Source organism: Aminobacter sp. GW821-FHT11F06 (genome assembly GCF_058808215.1).
In genome coordinates, this window is sequence record NZ_JBXARL010000013.1 from 17,629 (window position 1) to 32,602 (window position 14,974).

Annotated in this window: 12 protein-coding genes; 5 read left to right on the forward strand and 7 right to left on the reverse strand. The window is 63.2% G+C overall.

From position 1 onward, the window contains the following. Nucleotides 1-7: 7 nt before the first annotated feature. Nucleotides 8-1,984, forward strand: a complete 1,977-nt coding sequence (gene thrS / locus AC1RTB_RS24275) for a threonine--tRNA ligase (RefSeq protein ID WP_492881735.1) — start codon at nt 8-10, stop codon at nt 1,982-1,984. A gap of 89 nt (nt 1,985-2,073) precedes the next feature. Here the strand turns inward: thrS and AC1RTB_RS24280 are convergent, their stop codons facing one another. Continuing rightward, nucleotides 2,074-3,042, reverse strand: a complete 969-nt coding sequence (locus AC1RTB_RS24280) for an RgsD C-terminal domain-containing protein (RefSeq protein ID WP_492881736.1) — start codon at nt 3,040-3,042, stop codon at nt 2,074-2,076. 137 nt (nt 3,043-3,179) lie between these two features. Here AC1RTB_RS24280 and AC1RTB_RS24285 point away from each other — a divergent pair, with 137 nt between their 5' ends. After that, nucleotides 3,180-3,764, forward strand: coding sequence for a nitroreductase family protein (locus tag AC1RTB_RS24285; RefSeq protein WP_492881737.1), 585 nt, complete (start codon nt 3,180-3,182; stop codon nt 3,762-3,764). 4 nt (nt 3,765-3,768) lie between these two features. Then, entirely contained in the window at nt 3,769-4,374 is a 606-nt protein-coding gene (locus AC1RTB_RS24290) for a flavin reductase family protein (RefSeq protein WP_492881738.1), read from the forward strand. Here AC1RTB_RS24290 and AC1RTB_RS24295 read toward each other — a convergent pair. Together AC1RTB_RS24295 and AC1RTB_RS24300 are read right to left on the reverse strand one after the other, a co-directional pair. Beyond that, complete coding sequence (locus AC1RTB_RS24295; protein WP_492881739.1) at nt 4,371-5,246, reverse strand: HpcH/HpaI aldolase/citrate lyase family protein; 876 nt, start codon at nt 5,244-5,246, stop codon at nt 4,371-4,373. The genes AC1RTB_RS24290 and AC1RTB_RS24295 overlap by 4 nt on opposite strands. Nucleotides 5,247-5,250: 4 nt before the next feature. Further along, nucleotides 5,251-5,703, reverse strand: coding sequence for a MaoC family dehydratase (locus tag AC1RTB_RS24300; protein WP_109578485.1), 453 nt, complete (start codon nt 5,701-5,703; stop codon nt 5,251-5,253). A 147-nt stretch (nt 5,704-5,850) separates the two neighbouring features. Here AC1RTB_RS24300 and AC1RTB_RS24305 point away from each other — a divergent pair, with 147 nt between their 5' ends. Further along, entirely contained in the window at nt 5,851-6,972 is a 1,122-nt protein-coding gene (locus AC1RTB_RS24305) for a DUF2336 domain-containing protein (protein WP_492881740.1), read from the forward strand. Nucleotides 6,973-6,986: 14 nt separating this feature from the next. Here the strand turns inward: AC1RTB_RS24305 and parE are convergent, their stop codons facing one another. Then, nucleotides 6,987-9,047: a DNA topoisomerase IV subunit B gene (parE, locus tag AC1RTB_RS24310; RefSeq protein WP_492881741.1), complete on the reverse strand. Its 2,061-nt coding sequence runs from the start codon at nt 9,045-9,047 to the stop codon at nt 6,987-6,989. 321 nt (nt 9,048-9,368) lie between these two features. On the opposite strand from parE, the gene AC1RTB_RS24315 reads away from it, so the two are divergent. After that, nucleotides 9,369-10,472 carry a GGDEF domain-containing protein gene (locus tag AC1RTB_RS24315; RefSeq protein ID WP_492943846.1) on the forward strand — a complete coding sequence of 368 codons (1,104 nt, stop codon included), beginning with the start codon at nt 9,369-9,371 and terminating at the stop codon, nt 10,470-10,472. A gap of 109 nt (nt 10,473-10,581) precedes the next feature. Here AC1RTB_RS24315 and gcvP read toward each other — a convergent pair whose 3' ends face one another. Genes gcvP through gcvT form a run of 3 tightly spaced genes read right to left on the reverse strand, consistent with a single transcriptional unit; the run spans nt 10,582 to nt 14,881 of the window. Further along, a complete protein-coding gene (gene gcvP, locus AC1RTB_RS24320) occupies nt 10,582-13,392 on the reverse strand; it encodes an aminomethyl-transferring glycine dehydrogenase (RefSeq protein WP_492881743.1) in 2,811 nt (936 codons plus the stop codon). Between the two features lie 14 nt (nt 13,393-13,406). Beyond that, nucleotides 13,407-13,775 (reverse strand): glycine cleavage system protein GcvH, encoded by a 369-nt coding sequence (gcvH, locus tag AC1RTB_RS24325; RefSeq protein ID WP_492881744.1) that lies wholly within the window; start codon nt 13,773-13,775, stop codon nt 13,407-13,409. A gap of 5 nt (nt 13,776-13,780) precedes the next feature. Further along, nucleotides 13,781-14,881 carry a glycine cleavage system aminomethyltransferase GcvT gene (gene gcvT, locus AC1RTB_RS24330; RefSeq protein WP_492881745.1) on the reverse strand — a complete coding sequence of 367 codons (1,101 nt, stop codon included), beginning with the start codon at nt 14,879-14,881 and terminating at the stop codon, nt 13,781-13,783. Nucleotides 14,882-14,974 lie beyond the last annotated feature (93 nt).

The following is a 14,974-nucleotide window of genomic DNA, read 5'->3' on the forward strand; positions in this document are numbered from 1 at the left end:
AAGAGCTTTGTCGAATTCCGTTTCCCTGACATTTCCCGATGGTTCCGTCCGCGAATATGACGCGGCGCTGACCGGTGCTGGCCTGGCCGAGTCGATTTCGAAGTCGCTTGCCAAGAAGGCCGTCGCCTACGCCGTCGACGGCACCGTGCGCGACCTGTCCGACCCGCTTGGCAAATCGGGCAAGGTCGAGATCATCACCCGCGAGGACCCGCGCGCACTGGAGCTGATCCGTCACGATACCGCACACGTGTTGGCGGAAGCCGTCCAAGAGCTGTGGCCAGGTACCCAGGTGACCATCGGTCCTGTCATCGACAACGGCTTTTATTACGACTTCGCGCGCAACGAGCCTTTCACGCCCGAGGATTTCCCGGCGATCGAAAAGAAGATGCGCGAGATCATCGGCCGCAACAAGCCGTTCACCAAGCAGGTCTGGTCGCGCGACAAGGCCAAGCAGGTGTTCCGCGACAAGGGCGAGGCCTACAAGCTCGAGCTGATCGACGCGATCCCGGAAGACCAGGATCTCAAGATCTATGCGCAGGGCGAGTGGTTCGACCTGTGCCGTGGCCCGCACATGGCGTCGACCGGCCAGATCGGCAGCGCCTTCAAGCTGATGAAGGTGGCTGGTGCCTATTGGCGCGGCGATTCCAACAATCCGATGCTGACGCGCATCTACGGCACGGCCTGGGCTGATCAGGTCCAGCTCGACCAGTATCTGCACATGCTGGAAGAGGCCGAAAAGCGCGACCATCGCCGGCTTGGCCGCGAGATGGACCTGTTCCATTTCCAGGAAGAGGGGCCGGGCGTCGTCTTCTGGCACGCCAAGGGCTGGAAGATGTTCCAGAACCTGGTCAGCTACATGCGCCGCCGCCTCGACCAGCAGGGCTACCAGGAAGTCAACGCGCCGCAGGTGCTCGACAAGTCGCTTTGGGAGACATCGGGCCACTGGGGCTGGTATCGCGATGCCATGTTCAAGGTGACTGTCGCTGGTGACGACACCGACGATGAGCGTGTCTTCGCGCTCAAGCCGATGAACTGCCCGGGTCACGTGCAGATCTTCAAGCATGGCCTGAAGTCTTATCGCGATCTGCCGGTGAAGCTTGCCGAATTCGGCAATGTGCATCGCTACGAACCGTCGGGCGCGCTGCACGGGTTGATGCGCGTGCGTGGCTTCACGCAGGACGATGCGCACATCTTCTGCACCGAAGAGCAGCTGGCGGCCGAGTGCCTGCGCATCAACGACCTGATCCTGTCGACCTATGCCGACTTCGGCTTCGATGAGATTTCCGTGAAGCTGTCGACCCGTCCCGACAAGCGTGTCGGCTCGGACGAGGCATGGGACCACGCCGAAGAGATCATGGGCAATGTGCTCAAGACCATCGAGGCGCAGTCGGGCAATCGCATCAAGACATCGATCAATCCGGGCGAGGGCGCCTTCTACGGTCCCAAGTTCGAATATGTGCTGCGTGATGCCATCGGCCGCGAATGGCAGTGCGGCACGACCCAGGTCGACTTCAATCTGCCCGAGCGTTTCGGCGCCTTCTACATCGGCTCGGATTCGGAAAAGAAGCAGCCGGTCATGATCCACCGCGCCATTTGCGGCTCGATGGAGCGGTTCCTCGGCATCCTGATCGAGAATTATTCGGGTCACTTCCCGCTGTGGTTTGCGCCGCTGCAGGTGGTGGTGGCGACGATCACGTCTGACGCCGATGACTATGTCCGCTCTGTCGTGGCCAAGCTCAAGGCAGCCGGCCTTTCGGCCGAGGCCGATCTGCGCAACGAGAAGATCAACTACAAGGTCCGCGAACATTCGCTGGCCAAGGTTCCGGTCATTCTCGTCTGCGGCAAGCGCGAGGCGGAAGAGACAACTGTCAACGTGCGCCGTCTCGGCTCGCGCGACCAGCATTCGATGACGCTTGACGAGGCGGTTGCCTCGCTTCGCGACGAAGCGACGGCACCGGATCGGCGCGGCGAAGTGCAGGGTTGAGTGGTCAGATACAAGAAGGGCGGCTGTGATGCCGCCCTTTTTATTTGTCTGCTGCGTTCAGCCGGGGAAAATGGCGACCCTCCGCCAGATCAATCAGCACCTTCGTTGGGGTCGATCGCGGCGTCTTCTGAAGCAACCACCTCGACGTCCTGGTTGTTTCCGGCAACGACGGTAAAATCGCGCTGGTAGATGCGGTCGCGGTTCTTGGCGATGATCGTGTAGTCGCCTTCCGAAAGCACCATCGAGGCAAAGGCGCCGACAGCTTCGCGCAGCGGGTCGCCGGATTCGGTCAGCACCGACCATGATGTGTCGGCGATGGCTTCGCCGCCGGCCTCGCGCACCAGCTTGAAGGTGACATCGGCAGCGCGGTGTTCGACGGTTGCTTCAGTGAGCTTGCCTGCCTCGACGCGGATGTCGGAGCGAATGACGGCGTTGACGCTGCCATAGGTCGAAACGACGTGGTAGGTGCCGGAGTTGAGGCGCACCACCGAATTGGGCGCGACATTGGGGATGACCAGCGCGCGTTCGCCGTCGCTGCCAGGGTCGGCTTCGTAGATCGAGAATTTGAGCTTTGCCGGCGGGATACGCACGCCGCCCGAAATCACCGCGTCGAGCTTGAGGCCGCCGGCGTCGAGCACCAGGCTCTCGCGCTTGCCTTGCTTGCCGACGGTGATGCGCTTGGTGGCGCCCGCGCGGCCATAGGAGGCGTGGACGAGATAGCTGCCGGGCGGCAGCTGGAACATGCTGGTGCCGCCTTGCGCCGAGGCAACCAGCGGCAGCTTGCCGTCCGGGCCTGCCTCGGGGCGGAACACGCGCCAGACCAGGCCGCGACTGATGTCCTTGCCCTTGTCGGTCAGCTGAGCGGTAAGCGTGATTTCGCCCTGCGCGCCGGTTGCCAGCGGTTCGTCGCCGCGTGGCGAGGCAAAGCTCGATATGCCGGGCAGGGTCAATCCTTCGAGCGCGGTCGCGCCATCCTGCGCGAAACCAGCCGAAGGCTGCACCGTAAACAGTGTGGCACCCAGAATCGGCACGAAAAGTCGGAAGTATCCCCTGGACATGCCTTGTTTGAAGCGCAAGGCGGTGGCAATTTCAAGGCTATTCCGGCGCGACGGATTCTCAACCGCTATGCGCCGCTGCCAGAGTTGCCGCCATTTCGGCCGGCGCTTCAGCCCAAAACCCAAGGAGCGCCTGCGCCATGCCATCGCCGATCATCGATTTTTTGCTGACCCGCAATTCCGCCCCCATCCCTGAACTGCGGGCGCCTGCGCCTTCCGACACTGAGATCGAGACGATGCTGCGTGCCGCAAGCCGCGTGCCGGATCACGGCCGGCTGGAGCCCTGGCGCTTCATCATCTATCGCGGCGATGTCCGCATCGAGATTGGCCAGAAGCTGGCCGAACTTGCCGAACGCCGCGAGGGTCCGCTTGCGGAAGGCCGGCGCAACCAGGAGCTGGCGCGGTTTTCGCGTGCTCCATTGGTCATTGGCGTGGTGTCGAGCCCCAAGGATCACCCCAAGATTCCGCAATGGGAGATGTTCGTGTCGGGTGGCATGGCGGCGATGAACCTGATCACCGCTGCCAACGCGCTCGGCTATGGCACCAATATGATCACCAACTGGTACTCCGACAACGAGGAAGGGCGCGCGCTACTGGGCCTGGCACCGCACGAGCGCGTCGTAGGCTTCATCCACATCGGCAGCTATGATGGCCCAGCACCCGAGCGGCCGCGCCCGGACGTGGCTAAGCTCTATTCCGACTATTCGGGCCCCTGGGAAGGATAGGCACGTGTTCTACGAGCCGTCGAAAGGCCATGGCCTGCCGCATGATCCGTTCAAGGCGATCGTTTCGCCCAGGCCGATCGGCTGGATTTCGACGCTCGGCAAGGATGGGGCGCTCAATCTGGCGCCCTATTCGTTCTTCAACGCCTTCTCCAGCCATCCGCATCTGGTCTGGTTTTCGTCGGAAGGTCCAAAGGACAGCGCCACTTTCGCGGGCGAGACCAGGGAGTTCGTTGCCAATCTTGTTGGCCGGGATCTGGCTGAAAAGATGAACCGCAGTTCAGTCAATGCGCCGCGTGGCATCAGCGAGTTCGGTTATGCTGGTCTCACGCCTGCGCCATCGCGGCTGGTGGCGCCGCCACGCGTCGCCGAAGCACCTGCCGCGCTCGAGTGCAAGGTGACCGAGATCTTTCGCCCGAAGGGACTGGACGGCAACGACGCGGGTGTGTTCGTCGTCATTGGCGAAGTCGTCGGTGTCCATATCGACGAGGCGTTCCTGACCGACGGGCTGTTCGACACGGTCAAGGCCGGCAATGTCGCGCGCCTCGGCTACATGGATTATTCGACCGTCGACGCGGTCTTTCCGATGCGCCGTCCGCGCTGGGAAGATTAGATACCAGCCGCCTTTGCGCGTGCCAAAAGACGCTCGGCGCGGCGCAAATGCGGGCGGTCATACATCTGGCCGTCAATGCCGACGACGCCAGGATTACCCGCCGCCCGAAAAGCCGCGACCACGGCGTTGGCGTGTTCGAGGGCTTCGCCCGACGGCGTGAACGCCTCGTTGATGACAGCGACCTGGGCAGGATGGATCGCCATCTTGGCGGTAAAACCATCGCGTTCGGCGTCCAGGCATTCGGCGCGCAGGCCTTCGGCGTCTCGGAAGTTGACAAAGACCGTGTCGATGGCCGCGACATCGGCTGCCGCGGCACCCAGCACCGTCATGGCCCGTGCCAGGCGGAACACGTCGGTGTAGCGGCCAGCATTGTCGCGCGTGGCGCGTGCGCCGATCGCGGCTGAGAGGTCTTCCGCACCCCAGGTCAGGCCGGAAATCCGGGTGCTTGCCCCGGCATAGCTCCCGGTTGCGAGCACGCCGCCGGCCGTTTCGGTGATGATCGGAATGATACGGATCGCACCGTCCGGCAGGCCGTTTTCGGCCTCGTGCACACGCAGCTTGGCGGAGAGATGCTGGACATCGGCGCCTGAGTTCGACTTGGGCAGCATGATGCCGTCTGGCGCGATCGGCACGATCGCCCTGAGGTCGTCGTCGGCAAGCCCAGTCGACAGATCGTTGACGCGAACATAGATCGCGGCGCGTGTTTCGGTTCGGTGGCTGGCGATGAAATCGGCAGCGACGCCGCGCGCATGCGCCTTGTTGTCCGGTGAAACAGAATCCTCGAGGTCGACGATGACCACGTCGGCCCCGGAGGAAAACCCGCGTTCAAGCTTCTTTTCCGAATCGCCCGGGACAAACAGCAGGGAACGCATCGCCTCAAGCAGCCTTCTTTTTCATCATGGCCTGGCGCTGGCATTTGGCGACCAGCACACCGTCCTGATTATAAGCGCGATGCAGGAATTCGACGATGCCGCGGTCAGCTTTCGATTTCGATTCGCGCACCGACAGGATCTCGGTCTCGACGCGGATCGTGTCGCCATGGAAGACCGGATGCGGGAAGGTAGTTTCGGTCATGCCGAGATTGCCGATGGTCGTGCCCAGCGTGGTGTCGTGCACCGAAATGCCGATCATCAGGCCAAGCGTGAACAGCGAATTGACCAGCGGCTTGCCCCACTCGCTCTTGGCGGCGAAGTCGAAATCGATGTGCAGCGGCTGCGCATTCAGCGTCATCGTAGAGAACAGCATGTTGTCGCTCTCGGTGACCGTTTTGGTGAGCTGATGCCGGATGACCTGACCAACCACGAATTCTTCGAGATACAGTCCAGCCATCGGCATTTCCTCCTGTTGTGAGGGCTTGATAGGCGTTGCCATGGCAGGCGGCAAGCGGGTTAACGGATATGGTGAACCGTTCGTAAACCTTTTCTTCCTAGGGTCGCTTCTGGGGATTGGCATCGGCTGCCGGGGGCGAAAAAGCGAATGGTTGTCTCGCATTTCTTGCGATGGATCGACACCGCCAAGGTGAGCGAGCGCGTGGCTGCCGCGGCTGCCTTGGCGAGCGCCTATGTTAACCGCGAGATGCCTTTCGAAGACCGCTGTGCCGCCGAAGCGGCCTTGACGTTGCTGCTCGACGATCCGTCATCGAAGGTGCGCCAGGCGCTGGCCGAGGCGCTGTCGATGAGCACGCATGCGCCGCTTCAGATCATTGCGGCTCTTGCCGCTGATCAACCCGACGTCGCGGCAATGGTCATTGCGCGTTCGCCCTTGCTGACCGATGCCGACCTGATCGATCGGGTGGCCTCGGGTTCACCTGCCATTCAGAAGCTCATTGCCGACCGTGCCGTCGTTTCGATGTCGCTTGCAGCCGCAATCGCCGAAGTCGGAGAGGCGGACGCCTGCGTCGTCCTGCTGCGGAATTATGGCGCCAACATCGCCTCGATGAGCTTTCGGCGGATGGCCGAACGCTTTGGTCATGATGCGCGCATACGCGAGGCACTGGCCGCCGATCCGCGCCTGCCATCCGAGTGTCGGCACCTGCTCCTGGTCAAGCTTGGCGAGGCCTTGAGGGCATCGCCCTTCGTCACGGCGCTGATGGGTGCTGCGCGCGCCGAAAAGGTGACACGCGACGCCTGCGTGAAGGCTTCGCTGACGCTCATCGAAGGCACCCGCACCGACGAGCATATGGCGCTGGTGGAACATCTGCGCTTACGCGGCGATCTGACCCCGAGCTTCATCATCCGCATCCTTGCCCACGGCAAGGTCGACTTCTTTGGTGCCGCGCTGGTGGTTCTGACCGGCCGCGACGAGCCAAGGGTGAGAGCGCTGCTGTCTGCCGGACAGGATGTGGCGCTGACAGCCCTTTTCCGCTCCGCTGGCCTTGCCGATGCGACGCATGCGATCATCCTGCGCGCCCTGAAAGTCTGGCGCGAGGTGGCCAATGGCCGCCGTGTTGCCGGTGCCCAGGAAGTCAGCTGGCTGATGCTCAAGGAGTTGGGCGGCCAGTCAGCCGAGGGCGAACTGGCCGGATTGGTGAAGTCGATCCACCTCGAAGCGTTGCGCGAGAATGCGCGTGGCCATGCACTGGCGATAGCGGCCGCCTAAGCAGCCGGCACCACTCAGATATCCAGCACTTCCGTCTGCGCGAATTCGGCACGGTCCTGGATGAAGCGGAAGCGGGCTTCCGGCTTGGTGCCCATCAGCGCGTCGACGGCCGATTTGGTAACGTCTTCTGTATCAAGCACGTCGACCCGCAAAAGCGTGCGCTTCTTGGGGTCCATCGTGGTTTCCTTGAGCTGGCTCGCCATCATCTCGCCGAGGCCCTTGAAACGGCCGATCTCAACCTTGCCGCGCCCGCTGAACTCGGTGCGCATAAGCTCGTCCTTGTGGGCGTCGTCGCGCGCATAGCCGACCTTACCGCCCTGACGCAGGCTGTAGAGCGGCGGCACAGCCATGTAGAGATGGCCGTCGCGGATCAGCTGCGGCATCTCCTGGTAGAAGAAGGTGATCAGCAGCGAAGCGATGTGGGCGCCATCGACATCGGCGTCGGTCATGATGATGACGCGGTCGTAGCGAAGGTCTTCGTCGCGGTATTTCGAGCGTGTGCCGCAGCCCAGCGCCTGGATCAGGTCGGCGATCTGCTGGTTGGCGGTCAGCTTGTCGTGGCCAGCGCTGGCGACGTTGAGGATCTTGCCGCGCAACGGCAGGATCGCCTGCATCTTGCGGTCGCGCGCCTGCTTGGCCGAGCCACCTGCCGAGTCACCTTCGACGATGAACAGCTCGGCACCCGCGGCTGCATTTTGCGTGCAGTCGGCGAGCTTGCCGGGCAGGCGCAGCTTGCGCACGGCACTCTTGCGCGAAACTTCCTTCTCTTGGCGTCGGCGCACGCGTTCGTCAGCGCGCGCGATGACCCAGTCGAGCAGCTTGGAAGCTTCCTGCGGATTGTCAGCAAGCCAGTGATCGAACGGATCGCGGATCGCGGTCTCGACCAACCGCATGGCTTCGACAGTCGCCAGCTTGTCCTTGGTCTGGCCGACGAACTCGGGTTCGCGGATGAACACCGACAGCATGCCAGCCGCCGATATCATCACGTCTTCGCTGGTCATGATCGAGGCGCGCTTGTTGCCGACGAGGTCGGCATAGGCGCGCAGACCACGCGTCAGCACGTTGCGGAAACCCATTTCGTGGGTGCCGCCGTCGCCGGTCGGGATGGTGTTGCAGTAGGAATTGACGAAGCCGTCGCCGCCATACCAGGTGATGGCCCATTCCATCGCGCCGTGGCCGCCCTGCTTCTCGGTCTTGCCCGAGAAGATCTCGCGGGTGACCTGCATCTCGTCGCCGAGCGAGGCCTTGAGATAGTCGCCGAGGCCGCCGGGGAAGTGGAACACCGCCTTGGCCGGCGTCTCGTCTTTCTCCTTGAGCAGCGCGGGATCGCAGCTCCAGCGGATTTCAACGCCGCCGAACAGATAGGCCTTGGAGCGCGCCATCTTGCAGATGCGAGCTGGCTCGAAATGCGCGCCCTTGCCGAAGATGTCCGGATCGGGGTGAAAACGCGTTTTGGTGCCGCGCCGGTTGTGCACGTCGCCGAGCTTTTCCAGACCGCCTTGCGGAATGCCGCGCGAAAAGCGCTGCCGGTAGAGCTGGCGTCCGCGCGCGACCTCGACCTCGAGCTGGTCGGACAGCGCGTTGACCACCGACACACCGACGCCGTGAAGGCCGCCGGAGGTCTCGTAGACCTTGCTGTCGAACTTGCCGCCCGCATGCAGGACGGTCATGATCACTTCGAGGGTCGACTTGCCCGGAAATTTCGGATGGTTCTCGACCGGGATGCCACGGCCGTTGTCGGTGACGGTCAAAAAGCCTTCTGCATCGAGCTCGACTTCGATAAAGGTGGCATGGCCTGCAACCGCCTCGTCCATCGAGTTGTCGATGACTTCGGCGAAAAGGTGATGCAGCGCCTTTTCGTCGGTGCCGCCAATATACATGCCAGGCCGGCGGCGAACCGGCTCAAGGCCTTCCAGGACTTCGATGTCGGCCGCGCTATAGCCTTCGCTGCCATCCTTGGCTGGTGCGGGGCGCTTGGCTGCTGCGGCTGCCTGCACCAACGGATCCGCCGGGCGGGAAACGGGGCGGGGCGGCTGCTTGTCGAGGCTGCCGAAAAGATCGTTGCTATCGTCCATGCTCAATACGGTTTTTCCGATGCTGCGAATCAGTTTGCCAAGTGTGCCAGTTTTGCCAGCATCGCAATAGAAGTTCCTGATATGTTCGTGCGACACGTTGTCGGATGCGACCGCGCCTTGCAACCATTCGTAAACGCTATCCAGAATTGGCGGTTCACCATGACCGATGATTTCGCCTTAGGCGGTTGCTGGGCGGCAAAATGATTAATAACTGCTAGCCGATCAATTAAACAAGAAGGCGGGGGCCTCGTGCTTGATTTCGGTTCCCTTCTGCTCGCGACGGCACTGTCCGGCGCCTGCCTGAGCGGAACGATGCTCGCTATGTGGCTGACCGAACGCCAGGCGAGTTTCGTTCTTACGATGGCGCTCGGGATACTACTTCTCGTCGCCCATGTCATCGCCTTTTGGCAATATGGCCATGATGGCGGCACCTGGCTCGCGCCGCTCGTTTTGGTATTGCTGATAGCTGGCTTCTTCTTGGTTTTCAGCTCCTCGGATCAGTATCTCGACAAGACCCGCCACAAGGTTGTGGCGCTGCCGGTGTTGGCGGCGATGCTTTTGACCAGCGCCGTCACGGCTGCCGGTTTTGATGGCCTGGGGTTTGTGATCGCCTATTCAACCGTCACGGTTCTGCTGGTCATGACCGGCGGCGGTTTCTGGATCAGCGGAGCTCATGACTGGCGTATTCTTGCCGCCGTTTCGATGCTGGCGGGCAGTTGTGCCGTCTCGTTTGCGCTCTGTGCCCTGGTCCTCGCCGTAAACGGCCAATGGGTCCTCGACGGGGCCCCTGACAACTGGGCGGAACGGTTGAACACAGTCGTCGCCGTAGCCTGCATGACGGCACTGGGCGCGTTGACGATCTCGCTCCATCATTTGCGTACTCAAAACAAACTTACCGCCGAGGCGATGACTGACCCGCTGACCGGGCTGATGAACCGCCGGGCGTTGACCACGCTCTATGGCGGCACCCTGTTTGGGCCTTCGATGGCGGTGGCCATGTTCGATTTGGACCATTTCAAACGCACCAATGACGTTTTTGGTCATGCTGTTGGCGACAGGGTGCTGCAGCGCTTTGCCGAAGTGATCAAGGAACATGCGCAGGCCGGCGTGGATGGTTTCAGGCTCGGCGGCGAGGAGTTCGCCATCGTCATGTCAAGGATCGCCGAGGACAAGGCCCTTGAGATTCCGCGCGTGATCGGCACTGCTTTCGGTGCGGAGATCGTGGCGACCAAGCTCGGGCCGCTGCGCAGCACCGTCAGCGTCGGCATCGGCTTTGGCCAGGCAGATGGGAAGGCGCTGGAAGACGTTCTGGCCGCAGCCGACGCAGCGCTCTACGAGGCAAAACGCGCCGGCCGCAATCGGGTCGTCACAGCCAGTTCGTCAGGCAGTGTTCTGGCGTGCGTCCCCGAGCTCCTGTCCGCTTAAGCTCGGCGCTCATCCGGGGTGTCCGTCATGGAGGCCAGTCACGAACTGATCCGCCAAAAAGAAACGGCCGGACAGAGCGTCCGGCCGTTTCGTGGTGCTTTGAACCTGCTTACTCGGCGGCGCCGAGATATTCGCTCAGGGGTGGGCAGGCGCAAACCAGGTTGCGGTCGCCGGCGACGTTGTCGATGCGCGACACCGGCGGCCAGTACTTGGCCACGGTGTCGGGATCGCCGCCCGGATAGGCAGCTTCGAGGCGCGAGTAGGGGTGCTTCCACTCCCCAGCCAGCGTTTCCGTCGCGGTGTGCGGTGCGTTGGCCAGCGGATTGTCATCCTTCGGCCATTCGCCCTTTTCGACCTTGGTCGCTTCGTTGGCGATGGCGATCATCGCCGCGCAGAAACGGTCGATCTCACGCTTGGGCTCGGACTCGGTCGGCTCGACCATCAGCGTGCCGGCAACCGGCCACGACATGGTCGGTGCGTGGAAGCCATAGTCGATCAGGCGTTTGGCGATGTCTTCGACGGTGATGCCCGCACGATCCTTGAGCACCCGGGTGTCGAGGATGCACTCATGCGCGACGCGGCCATTCTTGCCCTTGAACAGCACCGGATAGTACGCTTCGAGCTTGGTCGCGATGTAGTTGGCGTTGAGGATCGCCGTTTCCGTCGCCTGCTTAAGGCCCGAGGCACCCATCATCCGGATGTACATCCAGGTGATCGGCAGGATCGAGGCGCTGCCGAAAGGTGCTGCCGAAACCGCATGAGCGCTGCCGATTTCGACGTGGCCGGGCAGGAACTGCGCAAGATGCGACTTGACGCCGATCGGGCCGATGCCGGGGCCACCGCCGCCATGCGGAATGCAGAAGGTCTTGTGCAGGTTCATGTGGCAGACGTCGGCGCCGATGTCGGCGGGCCGCGAAAGTGCGACCATCGCGTTCAGATTGGCGCCGTCGAAATAGACCTGGCCGCCATGTGCATGAACGATCTCGCAGATGTCGCGCGCGCCTTCCTCGAACACGCCATGTGTCGAGGGGTAGGTGAACATCAGTGCTGCAAGCCGGTCGGCATGCTGCTCTGCCTTGACCTTGAGGTCGGTGACATCGATGTCGCCGTCGTCGAGGCAATGCACAACCACAACTTCCATGCCCGCCATCGCGGCACTTGCCGGGTTGGTGCCGTGCGCCGAAGAGGGGATCAGGCAGATGTTGCGCTGGGTCTCGCCACGCGAATGGTGATAGCGGCGGATCGCCAGAAGGCCGGCATATTCGCCCTGGCTGCCGGCGTTCGGCTGCAGGCTGACAGCATCAAAGCCGGTGATCTCGCAGAGCCATGCTTCAAGATCGTCGGTCATCGCGCGGTAGCCAAGCGAATGGCTGGTCGGCGCGAACGGATGCAGGTTGGCGACCGACGGCCAGCTGACCGGCATCATCTCGGCGGCCGCATTGAGCTTCATGGTGCAGGAACCGAGCGGGATCATCGCGCGGTCGAGCGCGAGGTCCTTGTCGGCCAGCCTGCGCAGCAAGCGCATCATGTCGGTTTCCGAGCGGTTCTCATGGAACACCGGCTGGGTCAGGAACTCCTTGCCGCGCGGCTTGCCCGGCAGCGCGCGTTTGGCCTCGGCTGGAACCTTCGCACCAAACAAGGTGGCGATCGCTTCGAGATCGGCCCCTGTCGAGGTCTCGTCGAAGGCGACCGAAACATGGTCGGCGTCGATGACACGCAGCAGGCGGCCGGTCTTCTCGGCTTCCGCGGCGAAGCCTTCCGCCTTGCCCTTGGCTTCGATGGTGACGGTGTCGAAACGCTTGTCGCCAACCACCGACAGACCGGCGGCCTTGAGGCCTTCTGCGAGACGGCTGGCCAGCGAGTGGATGCGCTCAGAGATCGCCTGCAGCCCCGACGGGCCGTGCCAGATGGCGAAGGATGCCGCCATGTTGGCGAGCAGGGCCTGCGCGGTGCAGATGTTCGACGTCGCCTTGTCGCGGCGGATGTGCTGCTCGCGCGTCTGCAGTGCGAGGCGGTAGCCGGGACGGCCCTTGCTGTCGACCGACTGGCCGACGAGGCGGCCGGGCATCAGACGGGTCAGCTTGTCGGAAACGGCGCAATAGGCGGCGTGCGGGCCACCAAAGCCCATCGGCACGCCAAAGCGCTGCATCGAACCGGTGGCGATGTCGGCGCCAAGACTGGCCGGCGTGTCGGTGACGGTCAGGCTGAGCGGGTCGGAGACGAAGATGACGATCGCGCCGACGGCCTTGGCCTTTTCGATCGCTGCCTTGTGGTCGCCATAGACACCGTTGGTGTCGGGCCAGGAAACGATAAGCGCCGCGGTGTTGTCATCGATGGTTTCGCCGTCGATCTCGGTGCCGAGCGGCTCGGCGCGCGTGCGCACGACGTCGAGGACCTGCGGGTGGGCAGCCCCGGCAAGGGCGACGCGGCTGCGCTTGTCGCGGTGATGGCGCAGCGCGATGCCGACAGCTTCGGCAACCGCTGTCGCTTCGTCGAGCAGCGAGGCGGAAGCGACCGGCAGGCCGGTCAATTCGGCGACCAGCGTCTGGAAGTGGAACAGCAATTCCAGGCGGCCCTGGCTGATCTCGGCCTGGTAAGGCGTGTAGGCGGTGTACCAGGCCGGGTTTTCGAACAGGTTGCGCTGGATGACCGGAGGCACGTTGACGCCGTGGTAGCCGGCGCCAATGAAGCTCTTCAGCACCTTGTTGCGGCCCATCTTCTCGCCGAGCTCGGCGAGTGCTTCATGTTCGCTCGCGGGCGCCGGCAGATCCAGCGGGCGGTCGAGTCGGATCGACTTCGGAACCGCTTGCGAAATCAGCGTTTCCACCGAAGGCACGCCGATGGCGGCCAGCATGGCGCGGGTTTCGGCCGCGCCGGGCCCGATGTGACGGGCCGAAAATGGGTAAGGTGCAGTGGTCATCTCAGGCGATCCTGTCAACCGATATGGGCTTTGTAGCCCGCTTCATCCATCAGGCCTTCGAGCTGGCCCGCATTGGCGATTTTCATCTTCCACAGCCAGCCGTCGCCGGTGGCGGCAGAGTTGACGAGCGCCGGGTCGGAAGAGAGTGTTGCGTTGGCGTCGATGATCTCGCCGTCGAGCGGCGCATAGACGTCGGAAGCCGCCTTGACGGATTCAACGACAACCGCGACGTCGCCCTTGGCAATCTTGCGGCCGGTTTCGGGCAGGTCGACGAAAACGAGGTCGCCAAGCTGTTCCTGGGCGTAGTCGGTAATGCCGACAGTTGCGATGTCGCCTTCGACGCGCAGCCACTCATGATCTTCAGTGTAATAGGTCTTGGTCATTGAAATCATCCTTTGCGATAGCGATGCTGCGTGAAGGGAAGGGAATGGACGTCGACGGGCACCTTGGCGCCGCGCACGTCGGCGAAGACGCGGGTTCCGGCCTTGGCGAGCGGTGTCGAGACGTAGCCCATGGCGACGGGGAAGCCAGCCGAAGGGCCAAAGCCGCCGGAGGTGACGCGGCCGACAGGGTTGCCATCGGCGTCGAAGAGTTCGGCACCCGAGCGCACCGGCTGGCGGCCCTCGGGCTTGAGGCCAACGCGCTTTTGTCCTGCCCCGTCGGCGAGAATCTTGGCGAGCGCGGCTTGGCCGATGAACTTACCCTCAGCGCGCAGGTCTTTGGGGATCGCCCACATCAGGCCGGCACTTGCCGGGTCGGTGTCAGGCGTGATGTCGTTGCCGTGCAGGCAAAGACCCGCTTCAAGGCGCAGGCTGTCGCGGGCAGCGAGGCCGATCCACATGGCGCGCTCGTCGCCGAGCAGCTTGCCCAGCAGTTCGCGGGCGTCGGCTTCCGGCAGGCCGATCTCGAAACCGTCTTCGCCGGTATAGCCAGAGCGGCTCATGAACCAGTTGGCGCGTGGCTCGAAGCCCTGCATGAAGAACAGGTCGTCGGTGGCGATGCCGGCTTGTCCGAGCACGCTTGCTGCTTCCGGGCCCTGGATAGCGATGAAGACGCGGTCAAGCGGTTCGATCTTGGCGTCAAAACCCTTGGCGAGTGCGCGCAGATGCGCCTCGTCGGTTGCGGCGTTGCCGGCATTGGCAACGACCATGAAACGGTGTTCGCCGAGCCTGGTGATGATCAGGTCGTCAATGATGCCGGCCGTCTCGGTGAGGAAGAAGGTGTATTTCGACTGCTTGAGCTCAAGCGCCTTGGCGTCGAGCGGGCAGGCGCGGTTGAGCAAATCGGCGGCACCGGGGCCACTGACCACGAACAGCTTCATGTGGGAGATGTCGAACAGGCCGACATGCTCGCGGGTGTGAAGGTGCTCCTTCATCACGCCGGCAGGGTAGGTCAGCGGCATGTTCCAGCCGGCAAAGGCGCCAAAGCGCGCACCAGCGGCGGAATGCAGGTCTGCAAGGGGTAGTTGGTAGGTATGGTCGCCCGTCATGTCTTCTCCAGAGTCGCACGTGTCCAGCCGCTGCGGCGGCCATTCCGTGCCCCTCTGTCTGAAGCCTGAGAGACTCGCGCTCCGGAACTCTGT

What these genes read in the sequence shown, in the direction of transcription:
- gcvH (WP_492881744.1), bottom strand. Translation starts at nt 13,775, where the DNA reads ATGACCAAGACCTATTACACTGAAGATCATGAGTGGCTGCGCGTCGAA.
- parE (WP_492881741.1), bottom strand. Translation starts at nt 9,047, where the DNA reads ATGGACGATAGCAACGATCTTTTCGGCAGCCTCGACAAGCAGCCGCCC.
- AC1RTB_RS24300 (WP_109578485.1), bottom strand. Translation starts at nt 5,703, where the DNA reads ATGGCTGGACTGTATCTCGAAGAATTCGTGGTTGGTCAGGTCATCCGG.
- gcvT (WP_492881745.1), bottom strand. Translation starts at nt 14,881, where the DNA reads ATGACGGGCGACCATACCTACCAACTACCCCTTGCAGACCTGCATTCC.
- AC1RTB_RS24280 (WP_492881736.1), bottom strand. Translation starts at nt 3,042, where the DNA reads ATGTCCAGGGGATACTTCCGACTTTTCGTGCCGATTCTGGGTGCCACA.
- AC1RTB_RS24305 (WP_492881740.1), top strand. Translation starts at nt 5,851, where the DNA reads ATGGTTGTCTCGCATTTCTTGCGATGGATCGACACCGCCAAGGTGAGC.
- gcvP (WP_492881743.1), bottom strand. Translation starts at nt 13,392, where the DNA reads ATGACCACTGCACCTTACCCATTTTCGGCCCGTCACATCGGGCCCGGC.
- AC1RTB_RS24295 (WP_492881739.1), bottom strand. Translation starts at nt 5,246, where the DNA reads ATGCGTTCCCTGCTGTTTGTCCCGGGCGATTCGGAAAAGAAGCTTGAA.
- AC1RTB_RS24285 (WP_492881737.1), top strand. Translation starts at nt 3,180, where the DNA reads ATGCCATCGCCGATCATCGATTTTTTGCTGACCCGCAATTCCGCCCCC.
- AC1RTB_RS24315 (WP_492943846.1), top strand. Translation starts at nt 9,369, where the DNA reads ATGTGGCTGACCGAACGCCAGGCGAGTTTCGTTCTTACGATGGCGCTC.